17 protein-coding genes and 1 pseudogene are annotated in these 15,739 nt (G+C 41.4%); 12 read left to right on the forward strand and 6 right to left on the reverse strand.

Annotation, left to right across the window (positions count from 1 at the left end; translation table 11 throughout):
- The first annotated feature begins 256 nt into the window (after nucleotides 1–256).
- A complete protein-coding gene (locus ACFVQB_RS19155; protein ID WP_379442218.1) occupies nucleotides 257–1,819 on the forward strand; it encodes a glycoside hydrolase family 43 protein in 1,563 nt (520 codons plus the stop codon).
- 171 nt (nucleotides 1,820–1,990) lie between these two features.
- Here the strand turns inward: ACFVQB_RS19155 and ACFVQB_RS19160 are convergent, their stop codons facing one another.
- A complete protein-coding gene (locus tag ACFVQB_RS19160) occupies nucleotides 1,991–3,295 on the reverse strand; it encodes a hypothetical protein (RefSeq protein ID WP_379442220.1) in 1,305 nt (434 codons plus the stop codon).
- A gap of 14 nt (nucleotides 3,296–3,309) precedes the next feature.
- Complete coding sequence (locus ACFVQB_RS19165; RefSeq protein WP_379442222.1) at nucleotides 3,310–3,624, reverse strand: ankyrin repeat domain-containing protein; 315 nt, start codon at nucleotides 3,622–3,624, stop codon at nucleotides 3,310–3,312.
- A 361-nt stretch (nucleotides 3,625–3,985) separates the two neighbouring features.
- Between ACFVQB_RS19165 and ACFVQB_RS19170 the strand changes: the two genes are divergently transcribed.
- The 3 genes from ACFVQB_RS19170 to ACFVQB_RS19180 all read left to right on the forward strand — a co-directional run bounded on the left by ACFVQB_RS19170 (nucleotide 3,986) and on the right by ACFVQB_RS19180 (nucleotide 5,843).
- Nucleotides 3,986–4,321, forward strand: a complete 336-nt coding sequence (locus ACFVQB_RS19170; protein WP_379442224.1) for a hypothetical protein — start codon at nucleotides 3,986–3,988, stop codon at nucleotides 4,319–4,321.
- A 356-nt stretch (nucleotides 4,322–4,677) separates the two neighbouring features.
- On the forward strand, nucleotides 4,678–4,890 hold the full coding sequence (locus tag ACFVQB_RS19175; RefSeq protein WP_379442226.1) for a hypothetical protein: 213 nt from the start codon (nucleotides 4,678–4,680) through the stop codon (nucleotides 4,888–4,890).
- A gap of 389 nt (nucleotides 4,891–5,279) precedes the next feature.
- Complete coding sequence (locus tag ACFVQB_RS19180; protein WP_379442228.1) at nucleotides 5,280–5,843, forward strand: dihydrofolate reductase family protein; 564 nt, start codon at nucleotides 5,280–5,282, stop codon at nucleotides 5,841–5,843.
- A gap of 268 nt (nucleotides 5,844–6,111) precedes the next feature.
- On the opposite strand, the gene ACFVQB_RS19185 is transcribed toward ACFVQB_RS19180, so the two are convergent.
- From ACFVQB_RS19185 to ACFVQB_RS19195, 3 genes and pseudogenes are all read right to left on the reverse strand, one after another.
- Complete coding sequence (locus ACFVQB_RS19185; protein ID WP_379442230.1) at nucleotides 6,112–6,393, reverse strand: GNAT family N-acetyltransferase; 282 nt, start codon at nucleotides 6,391–6,393, stop codon at nucleotides 6,112–6,114.
- Nucleotides 6,386–6,637 (reverse strand): (4Fe-4S)-binding protein, encoded by a 252-nt coding sequence (locus tag ACFVQB_RS19190; RefSeq protein ID WP_379442233.1) that lies wholly within the window; start codon nucleotides 6,635–6,637, stop codon nucleotides 6,386–6,388. The genes ACFVQB_RS19185 and ACFVQB_RS19190 overlap by 8 nt, the downstream gene beginning before the upstream one ends.
- 32 nt (nucleotides 6,638–6,669) lie before the next feature.
- Nucleotides 6,670–7,103 (reverse strand): annotated as a pseudogene (locus tag ACFVQB_RS19195) (NADPH-dependent FMN reductase).
- 487 nt (nucleotides 7,104–7,590) lie between these two features.
- Between ACFVQB_RS19195 and ACFVQB_RS19200 the strand changes: the two are divergent.
- The gene (locus ACFVQB_RS19200) at nucleotides 7,591–7,824 is read left to right on the forward strand and encodes a M13-type metalloendopeptidase (RefSeq protein WP_379442236.1); all 234 of its coding nucleotides are present in this window, start codon (nucleotides 7,591–7,593) and stop codon (nucleotides 7,822–7,824) included.
- 738 nt (nucleotides 7,825–8,562) lie between these two features.
- Here the strand turns inward: ACFVQB_RS19200 and ACFVQB_RS19205 are convergent.
- Nucleotides 8,563–8,916: a winged helix-turn-helix transcriptional regulator gene (locus ACFVQB_RS19205; protein WP_379442240.1), complete on the reverse strand. Its 354-nt coding sequence runs from the start codon at nucleotides 8,914–8,916 to the stop codon at nucleotides 8,563–8,565.
- A gap of 227 nt (nucleotides 8,917–9,143) precedes the next feature.
- Between ACFVQB_RS19205 and ACFVQB_RS19210 the strand changes: the two genes are divergently transcribed.
- The 7 genes from ACFVQB_RS19210 (at nucleotide 9,144) to ACFVQB_RS19240 (ending at nucleotide 15,563) form a co-directional block, all read left to right on the forward strand.
- Nucleotides 9,144–10,178, forward strand: a complete 1,035-nt coding sequence (locus ACFVQB_RS19210) for an LLM class flavin-dependent oxidoreductase (RefSeq protein ID WP_379442244.1) — start codon at nucleotides 9,144–9,146, stop codon at nucleotides 10,176–10,178.
- 26 nt (nucleotides 10,179–10,204) lie between these two features.
- Nucleotides 10,205–11,332 (forward strand): NtaA/DmoA family FMN-dependent monooxygenase, encoded by a 1,128-nt coding sequence (locus ACFVQB_RS19215; protein ID WP_379442247.1) that lies wholly within the window; start codon nucleotides 10,205–10,207, stop codon nucleotides 11,330–11,332.
- A 35-nt stretch (nucleotides 11,333–11,367) separates the two neighbouring features.
- Nucleotides 11,368–12,336 (forward strand): NAD(P)H-dependent flavin oxidoreductase, encoded by a 969-nt coding sequence (locus ACFVQB_RS19220; protein ID WP_379442250.1) that lies wholly within the window; start codon nucleotides 11,368–11,370, stop codon nucleotides 12,334–12,336.
- A gap of 35 nt (nucleotides 12,337–12,371) precedes the next feature.
- Nucleotides 12,372–13,127, forward strand: a complete 756-nt coding sequence (locus ACFVQB_RS19225) for an SDR family NAD(P)-dependent oxidoreductase (RefSeq protein WP_379442254.1) — start codon at nucleotides 12,372–12,374, stop codon at nucleotides 13,125–13,127.
- Between the two features lie 33 nt (nucleotides 13,128–13,160).
- Complete coding sequence (locus tag ACFVQB_RS19230; RefSeq protein ID WP_379442257.1) at nucleotides 13,161–13,586, forward strand: MarR family winged helix-turn-helix transcriptional regulator; 426 nt, start codon at nucleotides 13,161–13,163, stop codon at nucleotides 13,584–13,586.
- Nucleotides 13,587–13,710: 124 nt separating this feature from the next.
- The gene (locus ACFVQB_RS19235) at nucleotides 13,711–14,385 is read left to right on the forward strand and encodes an SDR family NAD(P)-dependent oxidoreductase (protein WP_379442260.1); all 675 of its coding nucleotides are present in this window, start codon (nucleotides 13,711–13,713) and stop codon (nucleotides 14,383–14,385) included.
- Nucleotides 14,386–14,459: 74 nt separating this feature from the next.
- The gene (locus ACFVQB_RS19240) at nucleotides 14,460–15,563 is read left to right on the forward strand and encodes a Gfo/Idh/MocA family protein (protein ID WP_379442264.1); all 1,104 of its coding nucleotides are present in this window, start codon (nucleotides 14,460–14,462) and stop codon (nucleotides 15,561–15,563) included.
- Nucleotides 15,564–15,739 lie beyond the last annotated feature (176 nt).

The following is a 15,739-nucleotide window of genomic DNA, read 5'->3' on the forward strand; positions in this document are numbered from 1 at the left end:
TGCTTCGTTCGGTCGTCGATCAAGAGGAAACAGCAAGGCGAGGGTTTAAATTTATTAGTTATGATACAAAGGTAAGAACTTTGCCTGTCACGTTACTCTAGCCTGTGGTTTAATATTCTTGTCAAAAGTATATGGATTGGTTTTATCAGAGAGAATCAAGCAAAATAAGAGTTGCCATCATCAAAGTGCAGTGCCAGATGTCTTCAGTCGAAGACAATTCGTATGCTTTGATGATGGCCATAGAGGAGAATTCACGATGAAGGATCACTATGTTTCACTTTCCAAGAAAGGATACTGGGGAGACCAAGAGAACGGCACCTATATCAATCCCGTGCTGCCGGGAGATTATAGCGATCCGGATGTCATAAGAGTCGGCGATGACTACTACTGTATCTCTTCTACATTGCATTGCTCCCCGGGGATGGCAGTGCTGCATTCAAATGACTTAGTCAATTGGAACATGAGTGGTCATGTAGTAGACGATTTGACACAGATCGGATCGGAGTATCAATATGATCGAATGAACCGCTATGGAAGGGGTATCTGGGCAGGAGCGATCCGGTTTCATCAAAATAAGTTCTGGGTTTATTTCTTCACGCCCGATGAAGGTTTGTTCATGAGTACGGCTGCAGATCCAGGAGGGCCATGGGAGCCACTTCATCATGTTTGGGAAATTGCGGGCTGGGACGACTGTTGTCCGTTTTGGGATGATGACGGCCAAGGATATCTGGTTGCCACGAATTTTGCTGATAACTATAAGATCCATCTATTTAAACTAAGTGATGACGGGAAAAGTCTGCTGCATGACAGCGCGGTGGTAGTGCATCAGTACAAAGGAAGCGAAGCAAGTAAGCTTTATAAAATAAATGGATACTACTATCTTTTTCATAGTGAAATTCATCGGGAAGATGGCCAGGATGTAAGGGTCGTCATGATGTTACGATCTAAGCAGCTATACGGGCCTTACGAGGAAAAAGAGCTGATTCATACCCATGGAATGGAAATCGATCGTGAACCTAATCAAGGCGGACTTGTTCAAACGCGGTGCAGCGAGTGGTATTTCATTAGTCATCAGGGAACAGGTGGGCATTACGAAGGAAGGACGCTTCATCTGCTTCCCGTTTCATGGGTAGACGGATGGCCGATCATCGGTGAGGATACGGACGGCGACGGTATCGGGGAGATGGTATGGGGAGGAAGAAAGCCGGTGAATGGATATCCCGCGGCGGTCTTAACTATGAACGACGATTTCGAGAGCGCTGTACTCAAGCCGCAATGGGAATGGAATCATCAGCCGAAAGCCGGCAAGTGGTCGTTAACGGAGCGGTCCGGTTATTTGCGGTTATATGCTTGTCTACCTTTCGAGAAGAACGATTTTTTCAAGGTATGTAATACCATTTCCCAGCGAGCATTTAGAACCGATCACAATACGGTAACCGCCAAAATCGATTTGAACGCCATGGTTGACGATCAAGAAGCGGGCCTCTGTCATTTTGCTCAAACTTACTGTACTATCGGTATTCATCAGCAGCAAGGAAACCGTGTTCTGAAGCATAATAACTCGGGCGCGATAGTATGTGGACCTCCCATCTTCTCTTCCTTAATCTGGTTAAGGTCGGTTTGGACATTACACGGTGAAAGCCAATTTGAATATAGCTTAGACGGCGAACATTTCATAAGCTTTGGTGAAGTCTATCAGCTTGGCTGGGGGAACTATCGGGGAGACCGGATCGGTTTATATAGCTATAACCACGAGAGGGAAGAAGGTTATGTTGATGTGGATAGCTTTTATTACGAGTCTGGAGGACGTAACGTCTAGCCGGCTATTTGGAGAACTAGAGGATTGATTGAAACTTCTAAAATAATTGAAATGCTAAGTTTCTGAATTGTTCCCGCTCATTTGATAAATAAGAAACGACGTATGACTTCGCTCCTTGATAGGGGCTAGGCATACATCGTTATAATGGGGGAATACTCAATCCTGCATACGCTACTCTAGAACGTATTTGGCGATGCTTTCACTCATGTGGATATAGAATGTATTTGCATCGTGAAAACGAACATCGGCTTGGTGAAAAAGTGCGTCATCGAGTACAATAGAGTTTTTTATTTTTAGTGTATGAGAGTCCAGAATATAGTAGGCAGCTTTTTTCGGCTCGGGTTTAGATGAATCATACCAAGCTTGTGTTTTGTCGACGGCTCCGAAGACAACGCTCTGATCATTTAGTCGTTGTAACAGTCCTTGTGCAGGTAAATCAGTAAACGTCTTGGTCGCAATCAATTGATTGTTAGTATTGTACAGACTAAGCTTATTTTTCTCTTGAATCAGATAGTTATTTCCTAAGGATACGTAAAAAGAATCGTACATGTTATGCGCATACGTTGTGCCGAAAATGGCATCCTGTGCTGGCTTAGGCAATGGTCTGATCCATTTTTCTTCCCCGTTAGGCTTGTAGCCGTGCAAGGTTTCCACTTCCATCTTCGCATCGTAAATGGGAACAATCACAGTTCCGCCACTTAGAACTTCAAAGTCAGCATGCACAATATTGACGTGATCCTGCGGTTGGACAGCGGAAATAATCTTCTTTCCTGTAGGGATGGAGTAAATATCAATTGTCGTCGTGTTTCTCGGAGCATCAGAATTTATCAATCCGACGTAGTTCCCCTGAATATGTCGTACGTGGCCAGGAAACTCCCTCTTGATAAGCTGCTTGCCTTCCTTTGTATAAAGCGTGATCACACTGGTGTCTTTTGTGAAAGTAACCACGGCTATGCGCCCATCTTCTAGGACATTGAATTGAAAGTACTCTTTGAATGTTTTGACCCAGCGTGGCTTGTTATTTGAATCCAGAGAGATCAACTGGTATACCTTTTTGTTGCCGGACTTTACCTCATCGAAGTAGTAGACGTTACCGCTCTGATCTATTTCAAACGAATTGTAGGGCATAGGCGATTTATGAATCCACTTCTGTTTTCCAGTCTTGTCGTCTATCGCTAATAATGAGTGTACGGATTTGGTTTTGCCGGTAGAGCGATCTGACTGATACAAGAATGTATATGCAGTTTCAGAGTTAGTCTGTTCTGACACGATGGGGTAGACGCTATTTCCCGTGAAATAATAGTTCTTACTATGTATTTGGGTTGTCGTATCGGTCGGTACGTCATAGGTCCACTCTGGCTTTGGAAGTTGCTTGTAATCCGCAGCAGATACGGGAGTGGCGATGGGGGCTAAGGAAATAGTAAGGAACGCTGTTAAAGTAGTGATTAGAAATGTATGTTTGCTGATCCTTTTCATAATGTGAGGTCCTCCTAGTCTTGATGTAATGGTCGATATTCTTCTGGAAATTGGATAATCTTATCTGATTTATAGCTTGTCGCCACATCAATGGGAGATTTACCTCTTAAATCTGTGACATGGATATTTGCTCCGCGATCTATTAAGTACTCCAAAATATCTACTGGTTCTTCGCCTGGAGAACCACCTGTTTGAATAGTTCCATCAATGGATAAGTTTACTGCTTGGTTTAAAGCCGTCCATCCCCCAGAGCATTGATAGTTTATATCAGCTCCACTTGCGATCAGCATGTCCATGATTTCTTTGTTCTCCTGTTCGACGGCACACATTCAAAGTGTCCATCCTGACTGTTCATATGGTTCTATAAATGTTGTATTCTATCTGTTTCATGCAGCCTCCAAACTGTTAAAATCTCATATCTGCGTTACCTTTTACATTTCTCCTTATTTTTTGGTAAAATCAACCTTTCAATTATAACACATGATTCGAACGGTTCTATATGGATTTTTAGTGCAATGCTTCTGAGATATGTTGAGACTCAAGCGTAATGGGTGAGATTGAGCGAGGAAACGTGCTTACTTCCCCAGCCCGGCAGCCGCGGCAGGTTAGTTAAGTAGAAATGAGGTGAAATGATATTTACGGATGCGAACCAAAGTGGCGATGCACTAAAGATGAGGAGGGCAATGCAAAATGGAATTCAAGTTTGGGGACACTGCTATTCTTCTACCCCCTTTACACATTACGATTATCGGAATCATTATTTTTTTCTTTTTAGTAAGGTGGAGCAAGCAATTAGAAACAAGACGTTTTACAGTTTTCTTTTACTTTTTGATCAGTACTTCTATTACTCCAATTTTTTCTCGTTATACAACAGAAGGTATCTTTCAGCTGTGGATTCCCTTAGGATTTATAGTGATTTTCCTTTACTTGTTTCGCAGCAAAAGAAATCATCCATCTAAAATGAAAGCGAGTATTTTAGGGCTTTCCATAGCGATCTACCAGTTAATTCTTCAATATGTCGGATAGATTTTGATATTTCTACTAACAGTTGAGATTGCTTAACACGATAAGTCTACACTGTTAAATCAGACAATAGCTAACCGGTTTAATTAAAAGCTTCATTCATTTGGAGCGGAAACACCAATTGAAACGGATGCTGTTGAGGAAGATTTTTGTGTTCCGTTTTTGCAACAGCTAATGAGCACATTGGATAAAGAGTATAAAAATAACGAATTCTTGGTCTGGTTGATACGATTGAACGGTTGTCGATATGCTTGGAAAACAGTCGCTTAAGAATGGCTCTATGTCATACAGATATTCATCATTGAAATCTGATGCAATCCGAGAATCAACTGATTTTGATTGACTGGGAAGGGCTAAGATTGGCACCTGTTGAAGCGGATTTGATGTGTTTAGTTGATGAGCCATACTATGCTGAATTCTTAAGCATCTATCAAAAAAACCATAAAAATTTTGCAATAAATCCGGATGCCCTTCAGTTTTATCAGGTCAGACGTAAATTGGAAGATGTTTGGGAATTTATTGAAAACTTTTATTTGACAAACAAAATGCACAAGAAAGAGCTAATATCATAAATAGCTTAGCGAAAGAACTAAATGACATAAGCGAATGATTTTTTCTAATACAAAATCATATTATAATTATTGTAGAAGGACAAGAACATACATTGATTCAATTCCGCGCATAGCGCGGTTTTTTGTTTTAAGTATGCAAGTTCTTGTCTCTTTCTCAAGACAAGAACTTGCATTGTTTGTCGCACCGTTTTGTCGGGTGCCAGGATATATACCGAGTACCGCTTGAAGCCAAGAATGTGTATCGATTCCCTATTCTCGACCGGCTAGTTGTAGTCTGGCGATGACTGTTAAGCTAACGGGCAGGTTAGTTAAAAAGAAACTTCCTCTCTTAACTATGACATGATTTGTCGTGATTCGGATCTATAATGAGGGTATATTAACGAAAGGAGATGCAAGTTATGAACCGAAAAGTAATTTTAGATTTAGCAGTTACTTTAGATGGTTTTATTGAAGGGAAAAATGGAGAAGTTGATTGGTGCATCATGGATTCTGATATGGGGTTTAATGATTTTCTAAATCGAATTGATACTATTTTATACGGAAGAAAAAGCTATGATTTATGGGGACAATTTACTCCGGAAAATGAAAATACTGATGGTGAGAAAGAGTTTTGGGATTCGATTCATACTAAAGAGAAATATGTGTTTTCCAAGAATAAAAAAGAGACTGATAATAAAGCGATCTACATTAATGATAATATTATTGAAGAAGTAATTAAATTAAAGAATAAGCCAGGTAAAGATATCTGGTTATATGGCGGAGCAAATCTTATTACTACTTTTATTAATTTAGAGCTAGTTGATGAATTCAGATTATCCATTCACCCTGTCATCTTGGGAGAAGGAAAACCACTATTTATTGATGTGAAACAGAGAATAAATTTGAAAACGGTTGATACAAGAACGTTTACTTCCGGTATTGTGCAAGTAATCTACCATCTGGATGGAAAATAATATTGCTCCTCCAATAACAAAAACAGGACGTTCAACGGCAATTTATGAGCATAGCCGATTTTGCGAAAGTGCAGGCGGTAGGCACTATAAATTGAGCATTACGCTAACGGGGAAACATTAGTTTAATGAAAACAGCAATAGTCTAACGTTTTTCTTCTGACAATATGGGGATCGATTAACAGATCGGAAAAGAGCCTAAGAGGGACGAATAAATCTCCTACTCTCAGGCTCTTCTCTCTTATTATTGTCATAATTATATTATTAGTGATTATTTATTGAGAACATCCGCGTATTCGGAGATACGTTCGAATCGTCCTTTGGCAAACGGGCATAAGGGTAAAATCTTAATACCGTTTTCCCGCGCGTATTCCACCATAGCTTTGATAAGCTTATCGCCAAGCCCCTGTCCTCGGTAAGCATTTTCGACCAAAGTGTGATCAATTATGTAAAGCTCCGGACTTGAGATTACATACGTCATCATGGCAGCGATGCCGCCATTATCTCGAATAAGAAATCTTTTATTAGCGGTATCATGATCTACATTATGCATGTTCATCCTCTTTCTTTGTTGAATATTCACCGTCCAGACGTCTATACGTCAGTGCTCCGCTTGGACAAGTGTCAATATGCCGGGCAATTGCTTCTGTAGTGTCAGCATCGGGATTAACCCAAGGACGCTTGCTTAAATCAAAAACACCAGGGAGGCCCTTTACGCAAATACCGGAATGAATGCATACCTCCGAATTAAACATTACCTCAATATCTTTACCGTAGTATAATTTCTGCTTAATCATAATTCCTTCACATCTTTCACTTTTGAGTTTGTTTAAAGACCAAGATCCATTCTTCGAAAGCTGTCAGAAATTTTTCCTAAATGGCGAAGCGTTGATTCGTCGTCCAATTCTACGGTGATTTCATTCAGTTTTTCGTGAATGCTGCCGATTAGAACCTTCGGACCGGGTATCGTATAGGTTTTCATGGCAAACAGTGTCTGTCCCACTTGGGCTTGTGACTGCGCTGTCCCCCCACTTCCAGGAGCAGTACCTGCAATCGCAAAAGGTTTTTGAATCAATACGGAGCTCTTACTCGGATGCGAAGCCCAGTCTAAGTAAGTTTCAAAACGCCCGGGATTCCCATGTTGTATTGAGGGGTGACAATCAGTATACCATCCGCTTTTCGAATGCTTGCTTTAAATTCGACAACCGACTGGGGATCGAATTGGCTCTCAATGTCCGAATTATAAAGAGGAATCGTCGATATGTCAACGTGATGAACCTCCCAATGCTTTGACGCAAGCTCATCGGTAAAAAAATGCCTTCAACTTCACTTTTATGGAACAGATATCTCAATATATTAATATTTGTAATCACATGCATTTTAGAAAGGGCATCAAGCGATAGATCGCTACGCTAATGGGGAATTCTATAGTTAACTTATGAGCATAATTCGAACAAAAATTCGTTTGCTGATTCTTAACGCTGACAGCGGAGCTGCACGGGGGAAACTTAAAGATGACCTGCTGTTGTAAATTATGATCTGAGGGTGACATTTTATGACCAATGGCATTAATCGCTAAGCTATAGTTATATTGAAAGCGACTTGACTTCAGATGAGTTGCTTTTGTTGTTTGAAAAAATTGTTAGAGTCAGCGTGTGAAAGCTACAGGCAACATTTTTTCTCGATAGTGTAGATAATCAAGGTTAATCCGGTTTCCTGCTTGAACAGGTGGAAATACCTGTAAAATCCGGTGTGGAAGAGTATCAGAAGGCTAAAGGCTTTTTTCGAAAGTTGGGCCACCATTTGGCGACTTAAAGTGACCCCCGAATTTGAGCAATTGTTGCTTGCAAGAGACACCCATGCTCCTTACAAGTTGCGAGCTAACGTACAAATTCAGAACCTTGATGCGTTTTATGAGGCCTTCGATGTACATGAGGGGGATGGGATGTACCTTGAGCCTGAAAAACGTGTGACGGTGTGGTAAAGCAGTTTTGACACGTGGTTAAAAAAGCTTTCCTACTCCCCGATTGGAGCCAGAAGTTCAGTATACAACAAAGAAGTCTTCGTATTATCGCGATGGCTTCTTTGCTTGGTACGCTCAGCTTAACGTCATCTCTAAGGTGAAAGTCCGAACGGGGCTGGTAAGCACCTGCCATTAGCGTAAGTCAAAGTTGGTTGCGACGATCTGTTCCAGCACGGTTTTGGTATAGCCTGAGGCATTGTAGTACAGCAAGACAAAATCATTCGAATTGGTTGTATATATAACGAAAAGGCATCGGGACATCAAAAAGGTACCATTGAAAATGCGTTAGGTAAAATTAATCGGATTTTTTCATGCTTATCAAGAAACGACATTCTCAAATAATGCAGAACGAGGTCAATACAATTCTGCTAAGAAGGCTTGTGTAAATATTAATGGATTGCATGAGATGATTCATATTGTGTTGGTTGATTTGGTAGCTAACAAATACAACCGAGGAGTTGGTGGGACCCCGGAAGATCTTTGGCAAGAGGGGTTAAAGACTACTAAAGTTCGGAGGCATCTTGCTTCTTCTATCCCAGAAGATCCGAATATTATTATGATATTAATGTCCCTAAAAGGCAAGTACAACAGTGATATCGCTTTTTCGTATTCATTCATGCGCTGGGTATATTAGACGGGATAATGCTTATTTGGAGCCGGAATTTCGGTTTTAAGCCTCTTTGGGAGACTATTCTCAAATTAAGTGTTGCCGCCGTATTCTTTACCGAAGTCCTCCATCTTTTCAAGAATCGGTAGTAACTTCACTCCCTTGTCTGTTAACGAATACTCGACCCGGGGAGGAACTTCCGGAAAAACATCACGTTGAATAACGCCATCATTCTCTAATTCCTTAAGTTGCTTCGTAAGCGAGCCTTGAGACAGATCTCCAAGGAATTTTTTGATATCTGAATAACGGCGTGTTTCACCTTTTAAAAACCATAATATAAAATACTTCCAACGTCCGGAAAGAACATTCTGCGTAAAAGCTATGGCGTACATATCACTTTTTTCATCCATAAACTCTTGTTCAAATCCATCATTACAAACCCTCATTGATATCACTCCAAATCTATAGGTACAAAAAGATGTACTATGTTCATTTAAATTGCCCTCTTTGCAAACGAAACGAATACACTTATGATTGGCTCAACAACCAAAACAAAATCATTTTAGTTTGGCTAAAGTGGTTTTATAGTTAGCAGGCTAAGTAATCATTATATTTTTTAATCTTATATTTAGCAAGCTAAATAATAAATATAACATAGAAAGGAGTAACTGATGTGAATACAGCAAATGGACTAAAGCTTTCGATTTTGGACTTTGTTCATATCTATAACGGAACTGAGGCTACGGAAAGTCTTCAGAACGTGACAGAAATGGTTCGACTAGCAGAACAGTGGGGATTCAACAGGTATTGGTTTACAGAACACCATAACACAACAACCTTGATGAGTACTTCACCAGACTTACTGAGCTTGCATGCAGCTGCTCACACCAAAAGAATTCGAGTAGGTTCCGGAGGGGTTATGTTGCCTAATCACAGTCCCTTGAAAGTGATGGAGAACTTTACGCTTCTCGAAGGATTATATCCAGGGCGTGTTGACCTCGGGATTGGCCGAGCTTCAGGTACGGATGGCAGAACCATGTGGGCATTGTTAAGATCCCAAGAATTGATGGAGGCGAATGATTTTCCAGAGCAATTAGATAACCTGCTTTCCTTCTTTGCCCGTGACTTTAAAGAGAACCACCCGTTTAGTCACATCCATCCTCCGGGAGATCATTCCATGGTTCCAGATATGTTTATGCTGGGATCTAGCGAAGGTGGATTACATTTTGCCTTGGAAAAAGGATTAGGGTTTGTATTTGCTGCACATTTGGCACCGCAACTGGCTATTCCTGTGTTGAGAGCTTATCATGCGAATTTTAAGCCTTCGTCCTATTTGACGGAACCTCAAAGTATGTTAGCGACAATCGTTATTACAGCTAAAACGGAAGAAGAGGCTAAATATATCGCAGGACCGGCGGAGTTAATGTGGGCACAGATGAGTACAGGGACGAGAAACCTTACTTTCCCTACACCGGAAGAAGCCAAAAATCACACATACACGCCTCACGAAGAGCTGGCTAGGGAAAGAAATAAAGATCGCTTTGTAATTGGAAGTGTTGGACAGGTTGCTGAGCAACTTAGGCAAATTGCAAAAGCAAGTTTGGTGGATGAAATTATAATTGCAGACTTCTATCCTAATCAAGAGAGCCGCAAGAACGGGCATGAATTATTGGCAAAAGAATTAGGTTTATCACAAGGAAATAAGTGAGCTCGTGAAAAGGAGATCATTCAACTATGGAAGAAAGAAAGCTTAAATTAGGAGGAATTATTGATGGGGTGGGATGGAATCACACGGGTTGGAGACACCCCGATATTCCAGCGGATGCCAGTGAAAATATTGAATATTACGTACAGAAAGCCATACAACTTGAACAGGGAAAGTTCGATCTCATCTTTTTGGCAGATGTAAGTCATATTGGACCTGGCATGATCCCACATTATCTAAGCATGTTTGAGGGCGTATCCATTTTGTCTGCACTAAGTATGGTAACTCACTCCATTGGCTTGGCAGCAACCATAGCGACATCATATGCTGATCCCTTTACGGTTGCCAGGCAAATCGCCTCACTCGACAAAATTAGCAAGGGTAGAGCAGGGTGGAATGCAATCACATCGAATCCTGGAGGATTAGCCAATTACAGTCGGTCGCATTTAAGAAAAGCAGATCTTTATCCCATGAAAAAAGAGTTTTTGGAAATTGTTGAAGGCCTTTGGGATTCGTATGAAGACGATGCCTTTATACGTGATAAGGAACGTGGGGTATTTTATGATCCGCGCAAGATGCATCCGCTACATTATACCGGGAATTACTTCTCCGTGGAGGGTCCTTTAAATATCAGTCGGTCGAGGCAAGGCAGACCAGTGGTCTTTCAAGCTGGCACTTCTCCTGCATTCATGGATATTGCTGCATCGCATGCTGAAGTCATCATGGCACCTGGACATGATTTGGAATATCTCAAGGCATTCACTGCTGAACTGAAACGTAAAGTTCAAAATCAAGGGCGTTCACCACATGACCTGTTGATGATGCCTTCTCACAACCCGATCGTTGGTAGAACGGAAAAAGAAGCGCTGGAAAAGCTAAGGGAAATGGAATCATGGATGCCACAAGGTTATCGAATGCCGAGACCTGGGTTGATAGGATCGGCGGAGCACGTTGCCGAACAAATCGAACATTGGTATCGAGAAGGCGTCATGGATATCTTGCTCATTAGACAAGATCATCCAGCAGGATTTAAGGACTTTATCCGATGGGTTGTTCCCATCTTGCAAGATAAAGGCATATTCCGCAAGGAATATGAGGACGACACACTTCGGGGGAATTTAGGTTTACCTTACCCTGAAAATAGATACACGAAGTAATAATTAAAAATTTCGTTTAACAAGAGGAGAAATTGATGATGAAAAACCGAATTACAGAACTACTTGGAATTGAGTATCCTATTATTTCAGCTGCGATGACATGGGTCACTTCCGCAGAATTTGTTGCCGCCGTATCCAATGCAGGGGGAATGGGGGTACTTGGACCTAACGCTGGCCAGTCGGAAAAAGCAACGAGTGCGGAAGATATGGCAGATCGACTGACCAAAGAAATTCGTAAGGTGAAAGCATTAACCGATAAGCCTTTTGCAGTAAATTACATTTTCCCAATGGGTGGGGCCACAGAAGACCCATTTACGAATGCTGTTTTTGATGTTTTGCTTAGAGAAAATGTAAAAAACGTTATTGCCATTGGACAACAAGTGGTTGAACGTGAACTGAAACGATTGAAAGAACATGATATTAAGGTCGTTTACAGAGACTTGAGCCCAACCGTAGAAAAGCTTGTAGAAGCTGAGAAAACAGGAGTAGATGCACTTATCGTCACAGGTTACGAGGCTGGCGGCCATATGAGTGATTATAAAATCAGTACGCTTTCGCTTGTTCCACAAATCACTTCAATCGTGAAAATACCTGTGATCGCTGCCGGTGGAATTATTGATGGTCAGGGAGCGAAAGCAGCCTTTTCAATGGGTGCCGAAGGTGTATATATGGGGACAAGGTTCATTGCAACGAAGGAAAATCCGGCTAGCATTGAAACGAAGAAAGCCATCGTGAATGTGAAAAGTGAAGAGTTTATTGAATTTAAATCAGGTATGGGACATTTGAGAACCATTCCTACAGAAGCGGGCAAAAAAGCATTAGAACTCATTAATCAAGGGAATCATGCCGAAGCCTACAAATATTATGGAGAAGGATTCAAAATTGGAATGTTAGATGGCGATTTAATCAACGGTACGATTAGTGTATCTGAAGCAGCCGGTGGCATTCAGCACATTCTAACGTGTCAAGAAGTGGTTGATGAAATTGTTAAGTCCATTGGATAAAGATCACAACAAAATTGATGCAGGAGGGGTATTAGATGGGAAGACTTTCGAATAAGGTAGCCATTATTACTGGAGCTGGTGCTGGTCAAGGGGAAGCTGAAGCGTACTTATTTGCCAAAGAAGGAGCAGACGTCATTGCTACGGATATCCAATATGAAAATGTACAAGCTGTTGTGAACCGTATAAATAAAGATTTCCCTGATCGTGCTATAGCCGTGAAGCATGATGTATCTTCGGAGAACGATTGGATTGAAGTAGTCAGAACAAGCATTGAAGTTTATGGAAAAGTTGATATTTTAGTCAACAATGCTGGAATTGCGACTACGAAGTCCTACAAAGATACAACCGTTGAATATTGGAACTTGGCTTTAGACATCAATGCATGGAGTCAATTTGTTGGCATAAAAACAATTGTGCCATTCATGAAGGAAAATGGGGGCGGTTCAATAGTAAACGTGGGTTCGTTGGCAAGTAAGCTACATTCAGCAGGAGGCTTTAATGCGTATACTGCCAGTAAAGGTGCCATTCAAGCTTTAACTCGATCTGCTGCGGTAGAGTTTGCCCCTGACCAAATTCGAATCAATCTAATTCAACCTGGACCTATTCAAACAAATATTGTATCCAACGCTCTGAGCGTAGAACAAATTACAGAACGTGCCCAAGAAGTACCCATCAAAAGATTAGGGCAGTCGCAAGAGGTCGCAAATCTGGCATTGTTCCTTGCGAGTGATGAAGCTTCATATATAACGGGTGCTGATCATGTAATTGATGGAGGATTGTCTGTGAAGTAACCCGCTAAATACAATGAGAGGGAGGATGAATGAATGACAGTTGAAGTGGATTGTGATATTCGTCAGTCGTTAGACCGAGTTTCCTCTCAAATGCGTCGACATTATAGCGAATCGCTAAGAGAACTTAACCTTTACGTGGGTCAAGATAATTTATTGTATCGCTTATGGTTAGACGATGGGGTCACACAAATGCAACTCAGTGAACATCTAAAATGCGAACCTCCTACGGTAACCAATATGGTTAAATCATTAGAGCAAAATGGATTTATAACCCGGAAACGTGATGAACAAGACGCAAGAGTTATGCGAATATATCTCACCGACAAGGGAAAAGAATTAGAGGTTCCGGTTGAGATCAAATGGAAAGCACAACAGGAAAAATTACTACAGGCCATTTCTATAGAAGATCGTTTAATCCTCAGACAGTTAGTCCAGAAGATGGAGAGAAATTTAGCATGAGCTCTCCATCTTCTGGTGTATTAACAAGCTAAATCATTGTGATTTATTTAGTATCACAATGAGTGAAGGGATTATTTAGGTTTGCCATCCTCATTTATATGAGCTAAAGAAGAGAGGTTACTTTTTGAAAACAATTGCTATAATCGGGGCTGGGCCAGGCTTGGGTTTCTCACTGGCCAAAACATTTGGAAAACATGGTTTTCGCATCGCTTTGGTATCCAGAAGCCAGGACAAACTTAATCAATACGCAGAACAATTAAATGAGATGGGAATTGAGGCCAAGGGATTCGCAGCGGATATTACCAACAAGATGCAACTAACTGCAGCCTTTCAACAAATTAGAAATACATTTGGCACAATCGATGTGGTGGAATTCAGCCCCCATAACGGAAATGTGCAAGTGACACCTGTCCTGGAAACGACAGATGACAGCACACATCACATTTTCAGCAATGTAGTCATTGGAGCTATTAATACCGCTAGACAAGTTATTCCGGAAATGATTGCACGTGGTCAAGGCGCGATTCTTTTTACAAGTGAACTCTCTGCCATGATACCAAGTTCCATGTTTGGAAATTCAGGTATAGCGATGTCCGGCTTGCGGAACTATATTCTTAATTTGCACGAGGCATTACAACCTCATGGCGTATTTGTTGGGCATCTTTCCATTAGTCCACTGATAAAGAAAGATACAGGCTTTGATCCGGATCAGGTCGCTGGAGCATGGTATGACCTATACGAGCGCAGAACGCAGGCAGAAGAAACTTTTCCAAAGAGTATCATGCAATTGATGAATTAACATGAGTGATTAAACTGTTGAAGATCAGGATACGGCTGAGAGAACACATTAAAAAATAAGGGAGATGTTTTACATTGAGTAAAAAAATTCGTACAGGAATCATAGGGGCTTCAATTAATAATGGTTGGGCGAGTGGTACACATATTCCAGCCATTGAGCATTTGGATGAGTTTGAGCTTACAGCAGTGGGGACAAGCAATATGGCGAGTGCGAAGAAAAGCGCAGAAGCATTCTACGCAGATCACGGCTTTGATAACATGGAGGAGCTGGCTCAACATCCTGAGGTGGACATGGTCGTCGTCAGTATTAACGTCAAGGAACATTATAACGCGGTTAAAGCCATCGCACCTGCTAGTAAACCGATCTATTGCGAATGGCCACTAGGGTCCAATACAGGTGAAGCACTTGAAATGCAGGAATGGGTAGCATCCGCAAAATTGCCAAATGCGATTGGATTACAGGCTAGACAAGCCCCGGCCGTTCAGTATGTAAAAGATTTATTGGCAGAAGGTTATGTGGGTAAAGTGTTGTCTGCCAATTTAAAGATCTCCATTGATGGCATGGGTGGCGTGGGCGACAAGTCCAGTGCGTACCTATTTGACCGGAAGATTGGAGGGAACTTGCTGACCATTGTAGGTGGACATAATCTGGATGCATTTACCTACATGCTTGGGGACTTTACCGAACTTTCTGCTCTCACAGCACAGCAGTTTCCTGAAGTCGAATTGGTGGATATTCAGAAAACCATGAAGAAGACGACGGATGATCAAATACTGATTGCTGGAAAATTAACGAGTGGTGCCGCAGCCAGTGTTCATATTCAAGGTGGAGTCAAACATCAGACAGGACTAACCCTTGAAGTTTTTGGAGATAAGGGCACAATCGTGCTGAGTGCGCCTGCATCCATTCAATTCGGATCACACCAATTACGCGGTGCAGGAGCTACGGACAACGAGCTTCGTGAACTAACCATTCCTGATTCCTATTACTCAGCTCCACATTCTCTAAAAAATGACTCAGGATTTGTTCTAAATATGGCCCAGGCTTATCTTAAGTTCGCCCAAGATATACAAGACGGAACATCCTTGACACCCAGTTTCGCGGATGCGGTGAAACTTCATCAGTTACTGGATGCCGTCGAAAAATCAGCACAGACCGGTGAACGTCAATATTTTTAATCTAAAGGTACAAAAAGGTGTACTAGGTCCATCTATATTGCCCTCTTTGCAGTTGTAACAAATAAATTTAAGATAGTATCAATGTCACTGAACAGAACAAAGTCATTTAACTTTTGCTTAGCAGGCTAACTATTTTTTATAACACTATAAAAATGTGATACGACTCTTTGCCTATC

The sequence above is a fragment of the Paenibacillus sp. NPDC057886 genome, assembly GCF_042796655.1.
GTDB lineage: Bacteria > Bacillota > Bacilli > Paenibacillales > Paenibacillaceae > Paenibacillus.

Excerpts from the sequence above, each read along its gene's own strand:
- ACFVQB_RS19190 (WP_379442233.1), bottom strand. The coding sequence starts at position 6,637 with ATGATTAAGCAGAAATTATACTACGGTAAAGATATTGAGGTAATGTTT.
- ACFVQB_RS19180 (WP_379442228.1), top strand. The coding sequence starts at position 5,280 with ATGCAAGTTATGAACCGAAAAGTAATTTTAGATTTAGCAGTTACTTTA.
- ACFVQB_RS19220 (WP_379442250.1), top strand. The coding sequence starts at position 11,368 with ATGATGAAAAACCGAATTACAGAACTACTTGGAATTGAGTATCCTATT.
- ACFVQB_RS19165 (WP_379442222.1), bottom strand. The coding sequence starts at position 3,624 with ATGTGTGCCGTCGAACAGGAGAACAAAGAAATCATGGACATGCTGATC.
- ACFVQB_RS19215 (WP_379442247.1), top strand. The coding sequence starts at position 10,205 with ATGGAAGAAAGAAAGCTTAAATTAGGAGGAATTATTGATGGGGTGGGA.
- ACFVQB_RS19160 (WP_379442220.1), bottom strand. The coding sequence starts at position 3,295 with ATGAAAAGGATCAGCAAACATACATTTCTAATCACTACTTTAACAGCG.
- ACFVQB_RS19170 (WP_379442224.1), top strand. The coding sequence starts at position 3,986 with ATGGAATTCAAGTTTGGGGACACTGCTATTCTTCTACCCCCTTTACAC.
- ACFVQB_RS19205 (WP_379442240.1), bottom strand. The coding sequence starts at position 8,916 with ATGAGGGTTTGTAATGATGGATTTGAACAAGAGTTTATGGATGAAAAA.
- ACFVQB_RS19225 (WP_379442254.1), top strand. The coding sequence starts at position 12,372 with ATGGGAAGACTTTCGAATAAGGTAGCCATTATTACTGGAGCTGGTGCT.
- ACFVQB_RS19230 (WP_379442257.1), top strand. The coding sequence starts at position 13,161 with ATGACAGTTGAAGTGGATTGTGATATTCGTCAGTCGTTAGACCGAGTT.
- ACFVQB_RS19155 (WP_379442218.1), top strand. The coding sequence starts at position 257 with ATGAAGGATCACTATGTTTCACTTTCCAAGAAAGGATACTGGGGAGAC.
- ACFVQB_RS19185 (WP_379442230.1), bottom strand. The coding sequence starts at position 6,393 with ATGCATAATGTAGATCATGATACCGCTAATAAAAGATTTCTTATTCGA.